This window comes from Enterovibrio gelatinilyticus (genome assembly GCF_028683095.1).
GTDB lineage: Bacteria > Pseudomonadota > Gammaproteobacteria > Enterobacterales > Vibrionaceae > Enterovibrio > Enterovibrio gelatinilyticus.
The window spans coordinates 14,572-34,089 of sequence record NZ_JAJUBC010000030.1 but is presented as its reverse complement, the minus strand read 5'-3'; the positions used below and the strand labels follow the sequence as shown (position 1 = coordinate 34,089).

At 47.3% G+C, this 19,518-nt stretch carries 17 protein-coding genes and 3 tRNA genes; 6 read left to right on the top strand and 14 right to left on the bottom strand.

Translation table 11 applies throughout. The annotated features are described in order from the left end of the window. The first annotated feature begins 348 nt into the window (after positions 1-348). Positions 349-1,218 (top strand): helix-turn-helix transcriptional regulator, encoded by an 870-nt coding sequence (locus LRP50_RS20470; protein ID WP_274166303.1) that lies wholly within the window; start codon positions 349-351, stop codon positions 1,216-1,218. Here LRP50_RS20470 and LRP50_RS20465 read toward each other — a convergent pair. The 3 genes from LRP50_RS20465 to LRP50_RS20455 form a co-directional block, all read right to left on the bottom strand. Beyond that, entirely contained in the window at positions 1,199-1,984 is a 786-nt protein-coding gene (locus LRP50_RS20465; protein ID WP_274166302.1) for a PTS sugar transporter subunit IIA, read from the bottom strand. The genes LRP50_RS20470 and LRP50_RS20465 overlap by 20 nt on opposite strands. After that, positions 1,981-2,283, bottom strand: coding sequence for a PTS fructose transporter subunit IIB (locus tag LRP50_RS20460; protein WP_274166301.1), 303 nt, complete (start codon positions 2,281-2,283; stop codon positions 1,981-1,983). The genes LRP50_RS20465 and LRP50_RS20460 overlap by 4 nt, the downstream gene beginning before the upstream one ends. Before the next feature lie 81 nt (positions 2,284-2,364). Next, complete coding sequence (locus LRP50_RS20455; protein WP_274166300.1) at positions 2,365-2,805, bottom strand: C1orf53 family protein; 441 nt, start codon at positions 2,803-2,805, stop codon at positions 2,365-2,367. A 390-nt stretch (positions 2,806-3,195) separates the two neighbouring features. Between LRP50_RS20455 and LRP50_RS20450 the strand changes: the two genes are divergently transcribed. Continuing rightward, positions 3,196-4,545: a dicarboxylate/amino acid:cation symporter gene (locus LRP50_RS20450; protein ID WP_274166299.1), complete on the top strand. Its 1,350-nt coding sequence runs from the start codon at positions 3,196-3,198 to the stop codon at positions 4,543-4,545. A gap of 86 nt (positions 4,546-4,631) precedes the next feature. On the opposite strand, the gene LRP50_RS20445 is transcribed toward LRP50_RS20450, so the two are convergent. Continuing rightward, positions 4,632-6,101: a bifunctional NUDIX hydrolase/phosphatase PAP2 family protein gene (locus LRP50_RS20445; protein WP_274166298.1), complete on the bottom strand. Its 1,470-nt coding sequence runs from the start codon at positions 6,099-6,101 to the stop codon at positions 4,632-4,634. 233 nt (positions 6,102-6,334) lie between these two features. On the opposite strand from LRP50_RS20445, the gene LRP50_RS20440 reads away from it, so the two are divergent. After that, a tRNA-Ser gene (locus LRP50_RS20440) sits at positions 6,335-6,425 on the top strand. Positions 6,426-6,468: 43 nt separating this feature from the next. Next, a tRNA-Asp gene (locus LRP50_RS20435) sits at positions 6,469-6,545 on the top strand. A gap of 382 nt (positions 6,546-6,927) precedes the next feature. Here the strand turns inward: LRP50_RS20435 and LRP50_RS20430 are convergent. Next, positions 6,928-8,100: an epoxide hydrolase family protein gene (locus LRP50_RS20430; protein ID WP_274166297.1), complete on the bottom strand. Its 1,173-nt coding sequence runs from the start codon at positions 8,098-8,100 to the stop codon at positions 6,928-6,930. 120 nt (positions 8,101-8,220) lie between these two features. On the opposite strand from LRP50_RS20430, the gene LRP50_RS20425 reads away from it, so the two are divergent. Continuing rightward, entirely contained in the window at positions 8,221-9,120 is a 900-nt protein-coding gene (locus tag LRP50_RS20425) for a helix-turn-helix transcriptional regulator (protein ID WP_274166296.1), read from the top strand. 364 nt (positions 9,121-9,484) lie between these two features. On the opposite strand, the gene LRP50_RS20420 is transcribed toward LRP50_RS20425, so the two are convergent. From LRP50_RS20420 to LRP50_RS20410, 3 genes are all read right to left on the bottom strand, one after another. Continuing rightward, complete coding sequence (locus LRP50_RS20420; protein WP_274166295.1) at positions 9,485-9,844, bottom strand: hypothetical protein; 360 nt, start codon at positions 9,842-9,844, stop codon at positions 9,485-9,487. A gap of 308 nt (positions 9,845-10,152) precedes the next feature. Further along, positions 10,153-11,544, bottom strand: a complete 1,392-nt coding sequence (locus LRP50_RS20415; RefSeq protein WP_274166294.1) for an aldehyde dehydrogenase family protein — start codon at positions 11,542-11,544, stop codon at positions 10,153-10,155. An 18-nt stretch (positions 11,545-11,562) separates the two neighbouring features. Continuing rightward, positions 11,563-13,200 (bottom strand): acetolactate synthase large subunit, encoded by a 1,638-nt coding sequence (locus tag LRP50_RS20410; RefSeq protein ID WP_274166293.1) that lies wholly within the window; start codon positions 13,198-13,200, stop codon positions 11,563-11,565. Between the two features lie 365 nt (positions 13,201-13,565). Between LRP50_RS20410 and LRP50_RS20405 the strand changes: the two genes are divergently transcribed. Next, a tRNA-Ser gene (locus LRP50_RS20405) sits at positions 13,566-13,656 on the top strand. A gap of 70 nt (positions 13,657-13,726) precedes the next feature. On the opposite strand, the gene LRP50_RS20400 is transcribed toward LRP50_RS20405, so the two are convergent. The 6 genes from LRP50_RS20400 to LRP50_RS20375 all read right to left on the bottom strand — a co-directional run bounded on the left by LRP50_RS20400 (position 13,727) and on the right by LRP50_RS20375 (position 19,230). Further along, on the bottom strand, positions 13,727-14,086 hold the full coding sequence (locus LRP50_RS20400; RefSeq protein WP_274166292.1) for a hypothetical protein: 360 nt from the start codon (positions 14,084-14,086) through the stop codon (positions 13,727-13,729). Between the two features lie 65 nt (positions 14,087-14,151). Further along, on the bottom strand, positions 14,152-14,670 hold the full coding sequence (locus LRP50_RS20395; protein WP_274166291.1) for a YgjV family protein: 519 nt from the start codon (positions 14,668-14,670) through the stop codon (positions 14,152-14,154). 69 nt (positions 14,671-14,739) lie between these two features. Then, positions 14,740-15,366: a bifunctional 4-hydroxy-2-oxoglutarate aldolase/2-dehydro-3-deoxy-phosphogluconate aldolase gene (locus LRP50_RS20390; protein WP_274166290.1), complete on the bottom strand. Its 627-nt coding sequence runs from the start codon at positions 15,364-15,366 to the stop codon at positions 14,740-14,742. A 9-nt stretch (positions 15,367-15,375) separates the two neighbouring features. Further along, positions 15,376-16,338: a sugar kinase gene (locus tag LRP50_RS20385; protein ID WP_274166289.1), complete on the bottom strand. Its 963-nt coding sequence runs from the start codon at positions 16,336-16,338 to the stop codon at positions 15,376-15,378. Positions 16,339-16,341: 3 nt separating this feature from the next. Next, positions 16,342-17,754, bottom strand: a complete 1,413-nt coding sequence (uxaC, locus tag LRP50_RS20380) for a glucuronate isomerase (RefSeq protein ID WP_274166288.1) — start codon at positions 17,752-17,754, stop codon at positions 16,342-16,344. 12 nt (positions 17,755-17,766) lie between these two features. Further along, a complete protein-coding gene (locus LRP50_RS20375) occupies positions 17,767-19,230 on the bottom strand; it encodes a fructuronate reductase (RefSeq protein WP_274166287.1) in 1,464 nt (487 codons plus the stop codon). Between the last annotated feature and the right edge of the window lie 288 nt (positions 19,231-19,518).

Below are 19,518 nucleotides of genomic sequence, written 5' to 3'. Positions count from 1 at the left end.
TTACCCCAAACCAGAAAGAGCAGAGAAAAGGCTTTTGCTGGATATTTGTAACACTGAATTCCTGCTGTGATCATAATCCCATTAAATGTAGATAGTCAGATTTCGTTATTGGAATGTAAAATTATCTATATAACAGATGTTTATGATAATTTTGGGTCTGAAGGTAAGATTTTAAAAGATGATGGCTAATGGATGTGGCTAGAAATAAGTAACTAGGTTTTGTGGTGAGGTCGAGCATTTTGTTGAGCCAGTTCACGCTATTGAGTGATATCTCAGAGAATGGTTAGTGGTGCGGGAGGGGAGGTCGCATAATCGCCCCGTTAATGGCATGGGAATTTGAGGATATTGATGAGTCAGGTTTTTCAACTGTTATTGGAGAATTTGCTGGCAGAGCGTGAGAACTTCAACCGTATCTGGTTTGCGAGTGATCAAGTCACACCGCCGCCATTTAGCTATCAGGTGAACTTTCCACGTTTGGAGTTGGTGATCAGTGGGGAATACCCGAATCAGCTCGAAAACCCAGATAAAACCATCAGTGAAGTGAAGTTGCTGGCGGGCGACGCATTGTTTGTGCCACCGAATAGCTGGAATCAACCAAACTGGGATACAGATTGCTCGGTGCTGAGTTTGCTATTTGGTAAGCGGCAGCTTGGGTTTAGCTTGGTGAGTAAAGCCAAAAATCAACCTAGCTTTTATGATGTTCAGAAATTCAGTATTCAGACTCGGACGGGTCACGCGCTTGATCATATTCTTAGCGCGTTGAATACATTGGCGACCGAGCCCGTTAGAAAACCCATGGATGAACACTTGTTGCATGCGCTGCTAAGCTATTGCCAGCAAATGCTCGCGTCGCCTGTGGCGGGAACACGTAATCGTGTGGAAGATCTCTACCAAGGCATTTGTATATATATACAAGAAAACTTTCACCGCCAAATCACACGTGAATCTATCGCTCAGCGCTTCACCATGACCCCCAACCACTTGTCACGCCTGTTTCGCCAACAAGGCCACATGCGAATGGCAGATTACATTACGTGGGTGAGGATTGATCGCGCTAAGTTCATGCTTAAACGCTATGACTTTCGTTTGAATGAAGTGGCGACACGCTGTGGTTTTCAGGATGTGAACTATTTTTATCGCGTATTCAAATCCAAAACTGGCATGACGCCATCTGAGTATCGAGGAGCAAATAAAGCGTTCAGCGAAACGGCACATTGAGTGCGTTTAAAATAATGAGTTCAAGCACATCTGATTGTTTGTTTTGGGTTAGGTAGCCGCAAAATTCCTCTTCAATCAGCTGTTGAGAGAAACCAGAGAAAGCAACCAAGTGTTCACGTATTGGAGGCGTTGGTAACATCAACCCAATCACACAGGTTACATCGCCACGTTGAGACGCCCAATCAAGCGAAGAGCTGGTGGTGGCAATCATTAAATGCGCATTCTTAATGCTGTTCAGCATTACGTGAGGGAGAGCAATGCCATTCCCCATTCCTGTTGAAGACACAGCTTCGCGTTTGTACAAGGCATCAAACAAGGTTTCTTGATCAACCAGATTACCGTGCTTGCATTCATCTTCCGCCACGAGCAAAGCAAAGTGTGCCAAGAGTCCGTGTTTATCGAGAGCGGCATTTGGCACTCGGTGAATCATGCAATGAAAGGGCAAGGTTTCGTATTCTGACGGTACGATAGGAGCAGAAGACTTTCCGCCAGAAATCAGCACAGCGTTTTCTTCAACAAAAGCCGTGAGCACCATTGATGCAAGTTCTGCATCGTTGCCTTCTATCTGAAGTTGACACAGATCGTTCGGCAAAGCACTTAGGCTGAGAATGTGCATGGGTTGTTCTGCGTTGGCAGATTTACGCTGTGACAAATTCACAAAAATAGTGACCGAACGGAAATGTCCCGCCAAGGTCTTTAAACGGTTCAGCCTCCATGCTGGTAGCCCTTCTTTACCAATAAAGAAGGTGATCCGTCGCGTGATCATAACCCTTTGCAGCGGGCCAATACGGATTGTGGGTCAGTCAGCACTTCTTCAATCGTCACGCAGTGTATCTTGCTGCCAGAGAAGCGAGCGCGATCTTCTATCTCAATGTCAGAGGCAATAAGCACCACATCTGCGCGCGCGATGTCTTGGATACTCAAAGGGTTTTCAATACCCATTGCACCTTGTGTTTCAACGTTGATGTTTATGCCCGATTGCAGCGCTGCCTTTTTCAACTCAGCAGCAGCCATATAAGTGTGGGCAATGCCTGTTGGGCAAGCGGTAACGGCGACTATTTTCATGGTTATTGTTTCGATGTTGTTTTTGGGTCAGTAAAACAGAGGGCGCGAATTGTCGTTGAAGAATGACTTTGCGTCAGTGACTTAGCCCACGTTGTTAAAAGGATCTTCTTGGTCAACCAAGGAATCTGGCGATTTACCAAACGGGCAATGCCGACAACCGTTTCCGCAGCAAGTGCCACGTTTTAAGTGATACCACGCGGAAAACACCATAAAGCCGTTTTCCATTGTGTAATCCAACCCGTCTACAAGCTGAGTATTTGCTGCATAAGGTTTAGCAAGGCGAATGAGTTCGTTGGCGGTGTAGGTTTGATAGATCTCGCTGAGTTGGGCGTTCACTTTCTTTGCTAAGCAGGTTTGGCAAAGGCAAGCCAGATTCGCCTTATCGTTGACTGGAAGGACATTCGGGAACTGCATACACCAACAGTTTCCGGATTCAGCGGTACAAGTTAGTGCGTCTCCGCACTCGGGACAATGGCTCATGGTCACGACGAGTTTTTGGTTGATGGCGCCATTGTACCGCAAGATGCTGTCATCATCTCGGTTCAGTGACAGTGATCCTTTTTCATCGCATGAGTATCGCTGAAATGGCGAAACATTCGTGTGGGCTATGCCGCCTTAGGATATGGATTTAACGTTATATTAACAAAATGTCCGTGTCGACTCACTAATGAGACAGTGTGAATTTCCTTTTCAGGATATATCTATTGCCCGTTATGAAGACCCCAGATATTTACGTCTCCATTTGGTTAATTTTAAGCTGATCTCACTTTTATATTGTGTTGTGAATGGAATATCACTCCATAGTGACTAATTATTCAAAGGTCAGCCCGTCAGTTTGCACTGATCGCCATGAGAGAACAGAAAAAGAAAGGGTTTTCATGACTGGATAATAGACCTAGTCATGGAGGCAATATGGTAAACACAACAACGAACAGTGATGGCAAGATGAGCCTGACTGCCAAGGTTGTTATCGGCTTAGTCGCCGGTATTATTCTTGGATTGGCAATCAATATTTTCGGCTTGAATCCAGCGGGTGGATTCGTCGATACCTACATTACAAATGGTCTGTTCCACGTCGTGGGCAAGATGTTTGTGAACGCGTTAAAAATGATGGTAGTGCCGCTTGTCCTCTTCTCACTCATATGTGGTGTGTGCGGGATTGGCGATATCAAAATGCTGGGACGTGTGGGTAGTAAGTCCTTCCTCCTGTATCTAATGACGACAGCGATTGCGATTGCGATTGCAATTACCGTGTCTTCATTAAGTGGTATTGGTGCTGGCATGAACATGGTTGCGGATGTGGCTTTCACAGGAAAAGACGCGCCACCGCTATCTCAAGTTTTAATCGATATCATTCCAAACAACCCAGTCAGTGCGCTATCTGAAGGTGAAATGCTGCAAATCATCTTCTTCGCTATCTTGATGGGTGTATGTATCTTGATGGTCGGCAAGCCTGCGAAGAAAGTCGTTGAGCTCATTGAAGTGCTAAACGAAGTGATGATGAAGATGGTTACCGTCATCATGGAAATCGCACCTTATGCAGTGTTCTGCTTGATTGCAAAAGCCATGGCAAGCCTAGGTTTGGCATTGTTTGCTGAGCTGATTGGTTACGTTGTGGTGTTGATCGGTGTGCTTCTACTTCACCTCTTTGTTGTGTTGCCAACGTTCCTGAAAGTCTTTACTGGCTTGAACATTGCGACCTTCATGAAAAAAGTACGCAGCATGCAAGTGTTCGCATTCAGTACTGCAAGCTCGAATGCAACAATCCCAGTAACATTACGTACAGTGACTGAGCGTTTAGGCGTGAAGAACTCTGTGGGTTCATTCACCGTACCTTTCGGTGCCACCATTAACATGGATGGTACGGCAATCATGCAAGGTGTTGCCACGGTGTTCATTGCGAACATTTATGGCGTTGACCTTGGCATTGGTGGCTACCTGACAGTTATCGTGATGGCAGTATTAGCCTCTATCGGTACGGCGGGTGTTCCTGGCGTAGGCTTGATCATGCTGTCGATGGTATTCGCGCAGGTTGGTCTTCCACTAGAAGGCATTGGCCTGATCTTGGGTGTTGACCGTCTGCTTGATATGGTTCGTACCGCGGTTAACGTAACCGGTGATGCGACTGTTAGCTGTATCGTTGCGAAAAGCGAAGGTAAGCTTGACGAGTCAGTCTTCAATGATCCAAACGCGGGTGCAATTTTGGATGTTGAAATTGACCATGATGCAGAGAAAGAGTTGGCGGATGCCGCCAAAGACTAGTTCGAACGCATGTTGAGAAAGGAGCGCCAAAAGGCGCTCTTTTTTTGTCTATTATCGGAAGCTTTTGATATTGCTCATACCGCTTGTTATCGCGTTTTTGAAGACTTAGCTTTAGAAAACCCAGCTTTCGAGCACTCTGCTTTCGAAGACTCTGCTTTCGTAGACCTCGCCTTTGAACCCCACTTCAGCGTTCCCCAACCCAGCCAAATGGCGAGTATTACCATGCCCAGGGTGTTTGACAGCAATATCTCAATGCTTGAGCGAGAGACCTGAGACACCACATACAGTGCAGCCGCCAATAGAGCAACGCCAGTAAAGCTAACCACAAAGCCTTTTGCTCTCATCGGTACTGAACTTTGTTCAGGTGGATATTTAGACAAATAGGACACAGCCGCGAAGGCAAATGAAAATGCAGTGCAATAAAGGAACAGGGGCTGTATTTGGGTTAATGCAAAAGGAACGCACAGCGCACCCATGGTTAACCAGAGTCGGCTGGAAAGCATGCGTTGTGAAAGCGGTTGCGCTAACAATATCACTAGCACGCCGACAACCGCGCCTGCTATTACGTCCGTCACATAGTGAACGCCGAGATACACGCGACTGAGTGCAACAAGCGTGGCGGGAACCAGCCAGATAGCCAGAGTAGCGCGACGACCCGATTGTTTAATCCATGAGTACACTAATCCCCAAACAGCAAAGGCGGTGGCAGTATGTCCGCTTGGAAATGCAAAACCCGATGCGCCGCTTAACTGTAAATCAGGAAAAACATAGAACGGACGCGGGACACCAAAGTAGAGCTTGCCGAAGGTGACAATGACAGTTGCGACGATGGTGACAAACAAAACCTCAGCGGCGCGTTTTATTCCGCCCGTGGCCATTGCCAATGGGATCAGTAAAAAGAACAGCACACCGCTGCCCAATGCAGATGAATTGTCCAGCAATTTAATCAGCACAGTGGCAGTTGGAGCCGGCAGCGCGAGAACCGCCTGTTGGAAGCCTCGGTTCAGCCCAGCATTCCACACCGTAAACGGCGAGGCGAGGGCGCTGAAATCATCCAATGATTCAATCGGGCTCGATGTGGCTGATTCAAGCAGTGTAGGAAACAGTTTTACTTGCTCAGGGAAGCGTGCGTTATCAAGCATCTCCTGATTGGGCTTCATCATGTATACCGCTCGCACTTCTCGACCAAAGTGTTCGGCTTCCCATGCGGCGACGGCAGCCTTGTTATATTGGGTATTAGCCACAGGGATTGACGACGTTGCTTGGCAATCAAACAAGATAGCGTTGCCCATACGTGTCAATTCGCCAACGGCAATCACAGGAATACCGGTTTCTTCCAATGTTTCACGAATGGCGGCATCGGCAGGGTTATCGCTGTCGACATAGCCACCAGGAATTGAAATACGGTTGTTAAGAATATCGTGGGTGACAAGCACTCGCCCTTGGTCATCGGAAACTAAGCAAGCAGCTCCCTTGATGTTTTCTGTCGTTTCTTGGGCAAATGACGTTGAAAGGGTAAAAAGCGAAAGTAAAAGGGCAATCACGTAGCGTCGCATCTGAATACTCTTGGATCATGGTCGAGGCCAATATTGTAGCGGACGGAAGGGGAGCGATGTAAAGATATTTCAGAAAGGTGAAAATTCTGAATGGAGTGTTCAAAGATGTTATCTTTTTGACACATATAGTGATAAAAAACCGAGGTTTGCTGGCTTTTTGAGCGTTTGGTTTGTTTGGAGTAGAAAAGGGGTTTACACGCCCCCAATAGGACAGTAATATTCGCGGCAACAACGGAGAGATGGCTGAGTGGTTTAAAGCACCGGTCTTGAAAACCGGCGTGGGTTTATAGCCCACCTAGGGTTCAAATCCCTATCTCTCCGCCACATTCTAGAAGTTGGGTTGAAAAACCGGATTTCATACAGAATTGGAGCGGTAGTTCAGTTGGTTAGAATACCGGCCTGTCACGCCGGGGGTCGCGGGTTCGAGTCCCGTCCGCTCCGCCAACACAACGAAGCCTCGCTAGAAATAGCGGGGCTTTTTTGTATTTATTGGATTTGTGTTTCGGACTCTCACTAGCCTTCGGCTTGAGTCCCGCTGGTGCGCCAGCCCGGCCGCTCCGCCAATACAACGAAGCCTCGTTAGAAAATGGCGGGGCTTTTTTTGTATGTATTGGATTTGAGTTTTGATCTTTTTTAGGCTGCTGGGAGTCTACAGGAGGGGAGTGCTAGCTCTTATTGGCTCACATAGGTTGTAACCTCTTTACTTGTAGGCGAGAAAAGAAGTTACATGTACCGATGCTACGGTCAAACCTATGCGAGTCACCCCAGCATAGCTGGGGGGTATTCAGATCACATTATGGTGTGATGGGTGTTGTTGGTATATTCGCTATTTATGCTCAGGAAGATCGCGGAAAAAAGCACGAATGTCATCGACAAGCAGCGTAGGTTCTTCGAGTGCAGCAAAATGGCCACCGCGGGGCATTTCGGTCCAGCGAACAAGATTATACGCTGCTTGTACCCACTCTCGTTGTGGCGTCTTTATTTCTGAAGGGAACAAAGCACGGGCTGTGGGTACGGTAACATTTGGCCTTGGTTTGCATTCAGCATGACGTTGTTCGTAATAGATTCGTGATGCAGATGATGCCGTTTGCGTAAACCAATAAATTGAAATGTTCGTGAGCAGCTCATCTTTAGTGAAGCTGTTTTCAAGGTTGCCATCAGAGTCGCTCCAGCTTTGGAATTTTTCAATCATCCAAGCAGCTAGGCCTGCTGGTGAATCATTAAGTGCATAGTTTACCGTTTGTGGTTTTGTTGACAGCTGCTCAAAATATGCCCTCCCTTCATGTGCAAATGCACGACTAGCGATTAAACGTTTTAGTTCAAGCGGCGTTAACTCTTCAATAACAGGATCCGTATTTTGCACATTCGCGGGTGGGGTTGAGTCGCAAAAGTTAAGGTGTAATCCAGTAACGTGCTCTGAATGATTAGTGGCAATATATCGACTCACCGTACTGCCCCAGTCCCCGCCCTGCAAACCATAGTGTTCATAGCCGAGTCTGTTCATGAGCGATGCAATGATATTCGCCATGCGTTCAGGTGTATAACCGCGTTTACTTGGGCGGTCTGAAAAGCCAAAACCTGGTAGCGATGGAACGACCACATTAAAGGCATCTTCAATTTGACCTCCGTAACGGACAGGATCGGTCAGAGGTCCAATGATTTTCGAAAACTCCATAAACGAACCCGGCCAGCCATGGGTCAGTACTAGTGTTTTTGCATTCTTATAATTTGATCTTTGATGAATAAAATGAACATCGATCCCATCAATATTTGTCTTATATTGATCAAATTCATTGAGCGCCTTTTCTTCAGTTCGCCAGTCAAACTCAGTGAGCCAGTACTGAATTAACTGCTTAAGGTAGCTAAGGTTAGTACCGTAATCCCAGCCAGCATCATCAATCTCGTCGGTAAATCGAGTCTGTTTTAGACGTACTTTCAAATCGGCAATATCTTCATCAGGGATATCAATCTTGAATGGAACGATGGCTTCATTGTTCATTTTTTTGCACCTTTATTTGCTACTTTGGTAAGTGGTAATTCGTATGAGTACAGTTTCTATTGAGTTGCTGTATGACAACAGGTATAAAAACGCCAACTAATGGTAAAAAATGGACAAGTAATGGGTGCGATAGACTCAAAATCTGTTCTTGATGTGAGCTTTAATCCCCAATCTGGTTATCCGCTGCCAATTGAAATCTGTCATTTCAGCGAGATTAAGCAAAGGGGAAAAAAGTCCCATCTGAGGGCGGTTCAGCGGTTAGATTTTTATCTGTTGTTGGGTATAACCCAAGGGAATTGCTTACATAATCTGGATTTTGTTCTACATAAGTGTAATCCAGGAGACTGGCTGCTCGTTACTCCAGGCCAAGTACTACAGTTTGATCTTGAAAGTGAATGGGATGCTTGGTTAGTAATGTTTAGGCCGGAAGTGTTATTACCAAAAATGGCCAACAGAGTGACTTTCGAGTTGAGCAATATGGTGCAGTTAGATGATGTTGAACAACGCATGTCTTTATCGTCCAGTGAACATGCAACCGCTACGGACCTTGTAAGCCAGATGGAACATGATGCGAAGCGGGGTAATAAAGAGACACTTACTCTGCTCCAGCTTCAATTGCAGACTTTGCTGATCAGACTAACTAATTCGCGATCGGCATCAGTACCCGATCTCCCTGCGTCTGCATCTGCGCTAGAACGGGTTGAGCGATTTAAGCTCGCTGTTGAGCGTCACTATAAGACCTCTCATCAGTCAAAAAGCTATGCGAAGCAGCTTGGATATGCGGAAAAAACGTTGTCTCGTGCCACTATTGAGGTGTTAGGTATATCCCCGAAACAATACCTGTCGAATCGCTTGATACTGGAAGCAAAGCGTATGCTTGCGCATACAGCAGACCAGATATCATTAATCGGTGATGAGTTGGGATTTGATGAGATCACCAACTTTGTGAAATTTTTTAAGCGACAGACTGGATTGACTCCACGAGAATTTCGACAGCAGTACCGAGTGGCTAGTAAATAATAATTTAATAACAGGCGACCAATACAAAACTATCTAGATAAGCTGAATGAAGAGTTTGGAACCCGAACTGGCAGAGCATGAATAATGGCGTAAGTCCTGTTTAGTGTTCTGTTGTTTCTTCCAACTAGCGAATCCTAATACAGCTACATTTTGATAAGTCCATGTTCAAAACTCTGTGCTGCTATCTAATTTCATTGAACATTGTGTATTAGTGGGGCAGAAGTCAGTTAGCAACTTCGCAGTACCTTGTATTTGTTTGTAGAAGGGGGGAGGTGAAGTTATCTCATGCCATTCCTAATTCGGACGTAACAGGTTCAAGTAGAAATTCTCAGTTGGTTTTGTCTCCAAAAACGCTCTAGTACCATCACGCACTTTTCCCCAGAACTGTAACACCAATGCCCGCCAGTAACAGCACACAGCCAAGTAGCTGCTGGGGTGTGGGTATGACTTTTTGAAAGAATAAGGTCAGTACAATACCGAACAAGGTAGAAAACCCCGCCGCCATCAGCACCAGAGAAACATAGGGAAATTTTTGCGCGCCGCTACCGTAATAAACAGAGAAACCGACACTGCCGACATACATGAATGGAATAGCGACTAGACAAATCTTCGCTGCGGAAACCAATAAGTTGGAAGTATCAAGGTAACGGACACTCATCATGTTGACGAGCTGGATGCAAAGCGTTGCTACTGCGAGCGTGCCGCTAAGTTTAAGTATGTGCATTAGGTATTGCCTGTGCTTGTGTAAACGCAGACAGAAACGGTCTCCTGATGCACTGTCTGAATGCTTAAGGTAAGTCATATTACCCAAGGAGCGGGGATTCTATATGAGTGGTCATTTTTTATCCACATTAAACATGCATGAAAATATCGATCACGTATAAATGAAGAGAGAAGGGGAAGGTAAGCAAGCTGATTTGCTCCGCATTTGCGGGTTTTCTGGCACTTGTTGAAGAAATAGAAACCGAATGCAGTGATACATTCGGTTCCTTTCGTTTTTAGTGATCGTTCCCGCGATGGGAAGTCTGTGACTTAAAGATTTGGGCTTTTGAATACCAGCATCTTGTCGCGGGTCATTTCATGCATTGAATACTGAATGCCACCTAATCCGACACCCGATGAATCTCGGCCGCCGAATGGCATCCAATCTACACGAAATGCAGTGTGGTCGTTGACCATTACCGCGGTGGCGTTCAACTGTTGGGTTAGTAGCAATGCATTTTCTAGATCATTGGTAAACACAGCCGCTTGGAACGCGAAAGGTAGTGAATTCGCCCGTTTAACCGCATCTTGCTTGTCGCCGTAGGAGTAAACACAGATGACAGGGCCAAAGATCTCCATTTGAGAAACGCGCACGTTCTCAGGCGGGTTTAGCAAAACAGTAGGTGCGTAGCAGGTATCTGAAATTCGCTTACCGCCCGTCAATAGCTCCGCGCCAGCCTCAATGGCTTCGTTCACCCAATCGTCAACACGATCCACTTCTCTCGGAAGAATCAATGGGCCGATTTCCGTATTGGGATTGAGAGGGTCACCGACAATCATTTGTTCACCTGCTGCAGCAATTCTTATCGCCAATTCACGGCAAAAGGATTGATGCGCATAAACGCGCTGAACAGATACGCACACTTGCCCAGCATGGTAAAACCCACCTTTGGCAAGGCTAGGTACCACCTCTTCAATGTTGGCGGTGGTATCAACAATCACAGGTGCTGCGCCGCCGTGTTCCAGTGCGCACCGTGTACCGGGAGCAAGTTGTGAGCGCAGCGCCCAACCCACTTTCGAAGACCCAATGAAAGACAGGAAATTGATGCGAGGATCAGTCACCAGCTTACTGGCCGCCTCGTTCTCACATACAATGGCCTGACACCAGTCTTTGGGTAGTCCGGCTTCGCGTAGTATTTCAACCAAGCGTAAGCAAGATAACGGCGTGGTTAAAGCAGGTTTCACGATAACAGGACAGCCCACCGCAAGGGCGGGGATGACTTGGTGCACGATCAAGTTGAGAGGGTGATTGAAGGCACTGATTGAAGACACAACACCAATCGGCTCACGAATCGTAAAAGCAAGTCGATTCACTGATGCGGCGGTTTGGCCCATCGGGATCTGTTCACCTTTGATTTGTGGAATGTGCTCAACAGCAAGCTTTACACCATTGATGGCGCGAAGCACTTCCACTTTTGAGTCCGCATACGGCTTTCCGCCTTCCTCGGCAGCCAAGCGAGTGAGGGCTTCAACTTGCGACGACATGATTTCCACCACACGCTCAAGAATTTCGATGCGTTCGTGTGGCGCGAGCCACGTTGTTCGGTCTTCAAATAACGCATGAGCACTCGTAATGGCGGTTTCAACATCGCTCTCAGATTGCATCGGAATGGAACGGATTAGCCCCCCATCAAAGGGGCGATAAACATTAAGTTCAGCCATGTCAGTATTTCTCCGTTCTTACTTGATTGAGCGGCTTTCTTTGATCAACACATTCAGTATTGAGTGATTGAGCGAGTAGTCGACAGGCAGGTCGATTACATGTACGCCTTTGCTGTTCAATGCGTGCTTAAGGATTGACTGAAACTCGTCATGGCTGTCAGGACGGTGACCAATTGCCCCAAAGCTGTTGGCGTATTTCACAAAGTCTGGGTTACCAAAATCGAGGCCAAAGTTGTCAAACTCCATTCCTTCTTGTTTCCACTTGATCATGCCGTAAGCACTGTCATTCAATATGATCACGACCAAATCTAACCCCATGCGCACTGCGGTTTCGATCTCTTGCGAGTTCATCATGAAACCGCCATCGCCGTTTACAGAAACGACTTTTTTGTCAGGGTAGAGTTGTTTAGCGACCATGGCGGATGGCAAGCCGGCACCCATGGTCGCGAGGGCGTTATCGAGCAGTAAGGTGTTGTTTGAGTGGCACTGGTAGTTACGAGCAAACCAGATTTTGTAAACCCCGTTATCCAGCGTGACAATGTCTTCATCATCCAATTGGTCTCGCAGGATTTTAACAAGGCGCTGTGGCAGCATTGGGAAGCGGCGATCTTCAAAATACTTGGTCGTACGCTCGTCGACGTTTTCTTTGACGCGACCAAAGTAGCTCATGTCTTGCTCTATTTTGCCGACTTTTTCAGTTAATCGGTTCACGGAAGACGAAATGTCCCCAACCACGTTGAGTTGTGGGAAGTAAACCTCATCGGTACGTGCCGCAAAGAAGTTCACATGAATGACTTTCGTGCCGCCTTTTTCCATAAAGAATGGCGGCTTCTCGATGACGTCGTGGCCGACGTTGATGATAAGGTCCGCTTTTTCGATCGCGCAGTGTAGGAAATCATGGCTGGAAAGAGCAGCAGTACCAATGAAGCGCTCGTGGCGTTCGTCGATAACCCCTTTACCCATTTGGGTATTGAAGAAATAAATGCCTGTATCATCAATAAATTTCAATAATGCTTGGCTTGCGCGTTTACGGTTGGCACCTGCACCAATCAGCAATAGCGGCATTTTGGCTTCTTTGATCATTTCCGCAGCCTGATCGAGGCAGAGTTCATTGGCGTCTGGGCGACGGTGCTGCACCACGTCAAAGACAGTCGCGCCAGATTGCTCGTCGGCAATGTCTTCTGGTAGTTCTAAATATCCAGCACCAGGGCGCTCTTCTGCACAAAGACGAAACGCCTCTCTCACCATCGCGGGTACGTTGTTACCATCGACAACCTGTTCGGAATACTTGGTGATGGGTTTCATGAGATTCACAACATCGACGATCTGAAAGCGACCTTGTTTACTTTTTCTGATCGGCTTTTGACCGCCTAGCATTACCATTGGCATCGCACCGAGTTGTGCATACGCAGCACAAGTCACGAAGTTTGTTGCACCAGGCCCTAATGTGGAAAGACATACGCCGGGTTTTCCGGTTAAACGCCCGTAAGTTGCAGCCATAAACCCTGCACCTTGCTCATGTCGAGTAAGGACAAGTTTGATATTTGAACCTTTCAGTGAGTTGAGAAAATCAAGGTTCTCTTCACCAGGAATCCCGTAGATATATTCAACACCTTCATTCTCAAGCGCTTTAACAAACAGATCCGATGTTTTCATGACATTACTCTCGTTATTGTCTCGTTAGCGTTATGCCCTTGTGCGTGTTTGAGGCTAGGTAGAAGCGATGGAACGACTTAATCAATTCGTCACTGTTAGCACGTTGGACGTTCAGGAAATCGAATTGACTTACCTATCAATTGCGCAAGGCTTTTTTATCAGTGTAGTCACATAGTTGAGAAATAGAGCAATCAGCTAGAGGTCAATGAGTCGGGCAAAGCGGTATTTGAGCCGTCAGAGGTGCGAAATCGCATGAAAGTGGTGGAAAAAGAACAGGTTTGTTTAAAAAAGGCGCACTTGAACGCCATGATCAACAAAAGGGCTTTACAGTATTCCCTTCCACCATTAGTATGCGCTCCAACAACGGAGAGATGGCTGAGTGGTTTAAAGCACCGGTCTTGAAAACCGGCGTGGGTTTATAGCCCACCTAGGGTTCAAATCCCTATCTCTCCGCCAAATTAGAAAAGGCCGCTGATGATTCAGCGGCCTTTTTGCATTCTAGTGATGTTAAAGCTATCTCATTTCCTTACTGACCCATCGTTCGCAAGGGTACAAAAAAGAGCTTATCTGCCGACATTTTTAGGTCATCTATGCGTTTTATATGGGTAACAGCCCAAAGCAAGCATCCTTGAGGTAAGTTAAGTAGCGCACGGGTTTGAGTGAATAGAATACCGTCATCAAAAGCAGGCGTAATATTGGTTGCATGTCCTTGCCATGCAGTGAGTACCGTCTCTATGTCCACGTCGGGCACGACCAAAGAAAGCCGTTCTGGTTCGACGTCTTTAATGACTTCCAAGCAGATTTTGCAACCATCGTCCTGTTGCTCTACCCAAAACTTGTGAGGGATTGATTGGTCATTCCAACTCAATGGTTTGATTTGTGACATTTTTGCTCCTAAATATGCGGCGATATAGCGCCGCATGATGATCAAGGGAAAGTGATAACGCGTGATTAGGAAACTTGGCTGGGGCTTTGAGTCGCTTGTTGCGACGAATACAACCGATAAATCGTCAAGATGTTGGTGATGATAAAGGCGGATTCGACAATTGTTCCACCAATGGAGCCTAGCCACAGGTTGTGTGCTAGCCAGCATGAAGAGTTGAACAAGATGAGTGAGCGCAAAACGATGCCATTCAAAGTGAACAGCGCCCACGTCGCAACGGTTGACCCAACCACTGCCATCAATTCAAAAATGTGGGAAATATTGCTGATAGTCATCGCCCACATCAGAGCAATGAAAAACCACATGACGACGCGAGAGCGGGTTTTGGCGGAAGCAAAGCTGCGTACTCCGTTTATGGCGACACCCGTTGCGGCGACTGCTGCGCCCATAAGCGCAAAGTGAAGGCTCATGACGAAACAAAATGCCATCATCTGATAGCGAAATCGTAAATCGTCTTTTTGCCAAAATGCAGAAATACCCACCAGACAGGCGACGCCGCCAACCAACTGCGTGAACCACATTTCCATGTTGTTTCTCCATCTTTCTGCAAAAAAAATGGCCCTGATATCTAGGGCCGTTTAGTTCGCCGAATAGGCTCAGTTCACCAATGCCGCTGCTTCACGAGTTAGGCGAGCTAGCTCATCCCAGTTGCCTTCTTCGATCAGCTTTTTATCAACCATCCATGTACCGCCGCAGGCCACGACGCGAGGAATAGCGAGGTAGTCATTCACGTTGGCTGGGTTAATACCGCCGGTAGGCATCAGCTCTACGTTGGTGTAAGGCGCCAGTAACGATTTCACCATGTTGATACCGCCTGATGCTTCTGCAGGGAAGAACTTGAGCAGGGTGAGGCCCATTTCTAATGCTGCTTCGACGGTGCTTGGGTTGTTCACGCCAGGGACGATATCGATACCAATTTCCTGGCAAGCTCTCACGGTATTTGGGTTAAATCCAGGGGAAACGACGAAGGTAGCACCGGCTTCTTTTGCCGCGATGGCTTGTTCGCGGTTCAACACAGTACCCGCGCCAATCAGCATGTCCGGTTGCGAAGCACGTAGCAGGCGAATTGCTTCGACAGCGGCGTCCGAACGGAAGGTAATTTCAGCAGCAGGCAAGCCATTTTCTGCCAACACTTTACCCAAAGGAATAATGTCTTCAGCGTTGTCGATCGCGATAACAGGAATAACTTTCAGGGCTTTCAGTTGTTCTTTAATGCTAGGCATTGGTAATCCTTAAATGGGCTTGATGACCGATAGAGTAAGATCTTTCGCAATGATGGCGCCACGATGTTGAATGACGACACCCGCCATGGCGTTGCCGCGCTGGCAGGCCGAAATAAGGTCGGTATCTGCTAGGTAGGCAGACAGAAATCCACCATTAAATGAGTCGCCTGCAGAAGTGGTATCAACAACTTCAGCGACGGGATGAGTTGGCACGGCCCGTGGAGCCGAAGCCGCGCCGGAATCTTTAATTAAGCAGCCATCTTCGCCCAGTTTGACGATGCACTTAGTGACACCAAGCGATGCGAGGCGCTCAATGGTCTGCTCTGGTGATGCGTCTCTCCAAAGGAGCTGTTCATCATCAAACGTCACTAATGCTACATCGGTTAATGAGTACATGGATTGATACACGTTTTTGACTGTATGGTTGTTGTCTTGTGGCCATAACGCAGGGCGGAAGTTGCTATCGAAAGCAATCTCGACACCTTGGGCTTTGAGTTCACCCAACAAATGCAGCAAGGCAATGCGATCTTCATTAGGTAAAATCGCTAGCGTAATGCCACTTATAAACACCATATCAACGTCGATTAACGCGAGTTTAATCGTGTCAAACGATGGGTGTTGAAGCAGGTAGCGTGCTGCAGATCGATTACGCCAGTACAAGAATGTGCGTTCGCCTTGGTCGTCCAGTTGGATCAGGTAAAGGCCGGGCGTACGCGTGTTGTCTTGAAGCACCAATTCAGTGGAGATACCTTCTTGCTGCCAGCGTGTCAGCATGCCTTGGCTGATTGGATCTGTGCCTAATGCCGTCACATAAGACACTTTAATGTTATCTGGATGGGCATTGGCTTCGGTGCCACGTCGTAAATACACAGCTGCATTGAGCGTGTCGCCGCCGAAAGTTTGATGCATTGAACCGAAAGGCTTTCCGTTCAGCTCAATCATACATTCACCGATAATGGCGATGTGTTTCATGCATTAAGTCCTCTCTTCAAAATAACGTTTGGCGTTGCCAAAGCAGATGTTTTCTATCATTGGGCCAAGCAGTGACATGTCGTTCGGCGCTTCGCCCTTTTCGACCCAGCGACCCACCATCTCGCACAAAATGCGACGGAAGTATTCGTGGCGTGTGTATGACAAGAAACTGCGAGAGTCTGTCAACATGCCTACAAACTGGCTAAGAAGACCAAGTGAAGACAACTGTTCCATTTGACGTTGCATTCCGTCTTTCTGATCGTTAAACCACCAACCCGAACCAAATTGCACCTTGCCAGCGATACCGCCGCCTTGGAAGTTACCCATCATGGTCGCCATCATTTCGTTGTCACGAGGATTAAGGCAGTAAAGAATTGTGCGTGGTAACTCGTTACTCTTATCCATGTCGTCCAGCAGGTGTGCTAATTCAAACGCGAAGGTTTTATCACTAATGGAGTCAAAACCCGCATCGGCACCTAAATGCAGGAACATGCGCGTGTTGTTGTTGCGTTGTGCGCCGATATGAAGCTGCATCACCCAGCCCAATTTTGCGTAACGCTTGCCCAGCCATACTTGAACCGCCGTTGAAAACTGTGCGCATTCTAGCTCGGTGAGTGTTTCCCCGCTTAAACGACGTGCCAGCAGGGAATCTAAATCAGCTTCGCGCGGGATTGGTGCGTAGCGAACCACTTCGATTCCGTGGTCTGCTGCGCGACAGCCGTGAGCATCAAAATGCGCTAAGCGCTTATCTAAGGCTGTCAGTAGATCGTCGAAACGACGAATATTCACATCGGCAACTTCACCCAGCGCTTGCATGTAATCCGCAAACACATCTAACTCAATTTTGAACGCTTTGTCTGGACGCCAACTTGGCAATACTTGAGCTTCAAACGTTGTGTCCGTCGCAATCGCTTTGTGGTGCTCTAGGGAATCAATTGGGTCATCGGTTGTACCCGCCATCACCACATTCATCTGTTTCATGATGCCGCGAGCAGAGAACTCAGGGGTCGCTAATAGCTCATTGCAGTGATGCCATATTTGATCAGCTGTGTTTGGGCCAAACAAGGTGCTTGTGATACCAAATGGACGGCGAAGCTCTAGATGAGTCCAATGGTATAGAGGGTTGCCAATTGTCAGAGGGACGGTTTTTGCCCAAGCCACAAACTTGTCTTTGTCGCTCGCATCACCTGTAATATAGCGTTCATCAATGCCAGCCGAACGCATGCCTCGCCACTTATAGTGATCACCCTCAAGCCAAATTTTACTGATGTTTTCAAACTGACGGTCTTTTGCAACTTCCGCTGGATTTAAGTGGCAGTGAAAATCATAAATCGGTTGATGGCTCGCGTGTTCGTGATACAGACGACGGGCGGTTTCGTTTGAGAGCAAAAAGTCATCACACAGGAAATTCTTCATAGCAAATGTCTCTTACAATGCTGCAACGGTAGCGCGAGCGCCATGATCAATCAGAGATTGATAAGCGGTGCTGACTGCGTCAACCACATATGGATTCTCGCCCAGTTCGGCAGGGAAGATCGCTTCGATGTTAAGCAAAGCGGGCACGACAGAAGGACTTTGACCGTGTTGGTCACAAATAGCGCGCAAGGTTTCAGCCATTGGGTCACGAACATCGATTTCGTTGCCTTGTTCATCCACACCGGAGACATAGCGCATCCAACCAGCAATGGCTGTTGCTAGCCAAGAGAATGAAGTACCTTCCGAAAGATGGAACTGCAAGCTACCGCCCATACGTTGTGGGATCTTCTGGCTGCCATCCATCGCTATCTGCCATGTTTTGTGCTTCAAGCTTGGGTTGGTAAAGCGGTCGATAAGCAGTGTGGCGTAGCCTTCTAAATCCGTACCTTCAGGCATAGTGAGTGAAGGTGCTTGCGCCTGCATCATCATGTTAAATGCGGCGCTACGGTATGCCTCGTCGGTCATGGTGTCGGAGATATGTGCATAACCACCAAGGTAACCCAAATAGGCTAAGAAAGAGTGGCTGCCATTGAGCATGCGTAGCTTCATTTCTTCATAAGGCACCACGTCTGCCACGAACTGTGCGCCCGCCATATTCCAATTTGGTCGACCTGCAACAAAGTTGTCTTCAATGACCCATTGACGGAACGGTTCACAGGCAATGGCACAAGGGTCTTCACATCCAAGTAGTTCAGAGATTTCAGCCAGCGTTTCTTCAGTCGCGGCGGGAACGATGCGGTCAACCATGGTGCATGGGAACGTTACGTGAGTTTCAATCCAAGCCGCGAGCTCTGGGTCAAGCAATTGAGCGAACTCAAGAATGGCAGCCTTTGCAACATGCCCGTTCTCTTGCACGTTATCGCAAGACATAACAGTGAAAGGAGACAAGCCACGCTCACGACGCAGTAGTAGCGCTTGAACGATGTAACCCAGTGCTGATTTTGGCTCAGTAGGGTTTGCAAGGTCGGCAACGACCAGTGGGTTGTTCTTGTCGAGTGTCCCTGTTGCTGGGTCTGCACAGTAGCCTTTCTCTGTGATAGTCATGGATACGATAGCGACTTGAGGCTCTGCCATCTTCTCTAAAACAGCGTGAATGCCATCTAGGCTAGGGTGCATTGATTCCGTTACTGAACCAATCACTTTTAAGGTTGTTGAATCAGCGCCTTTTTCCGCCACGGTATAAAGGTGGTCTTGTGCGCGAAGCGACTGGATTAAGTCTTCACCGCCGAACAAATTGATTTCACAAATGCCCCAGTCACAACCTGTTCTGTTTAGCATCTCATTAGTGATGAGCGCTTGGTGAGCACGATGAAACGCGCCAAACCCAAGGTGAACAATACGGCTCTTCAGTACAGATCGGTCGTAGTCGGGTAGCTGCACAAAGTCATTGAGCATTGAGTTATAAACGGTTTTCATGATGGTGTCCTATATAACCGATCGGAGGGTTGTTATTGATTCTGCGACGCCATATTGATGTGGTTGCTCTATTGGTAAACCAATGAAGAAGAGCGAGACACGTCATATTGGTGGCGTGATTTCGATTGAATCGCAGTATAAAACAGGGGGTTGTGACTGATAGTGAGAATGATCACAATTGTTTTGGTTGACCAATAATCCGCTGATAACTGTGATTTTGGTCAATCAATTTAGGTTGGTTCGGCCATTGGATTGGGTAACAACTGCGAAATTGTGTTCGGCGTTGGA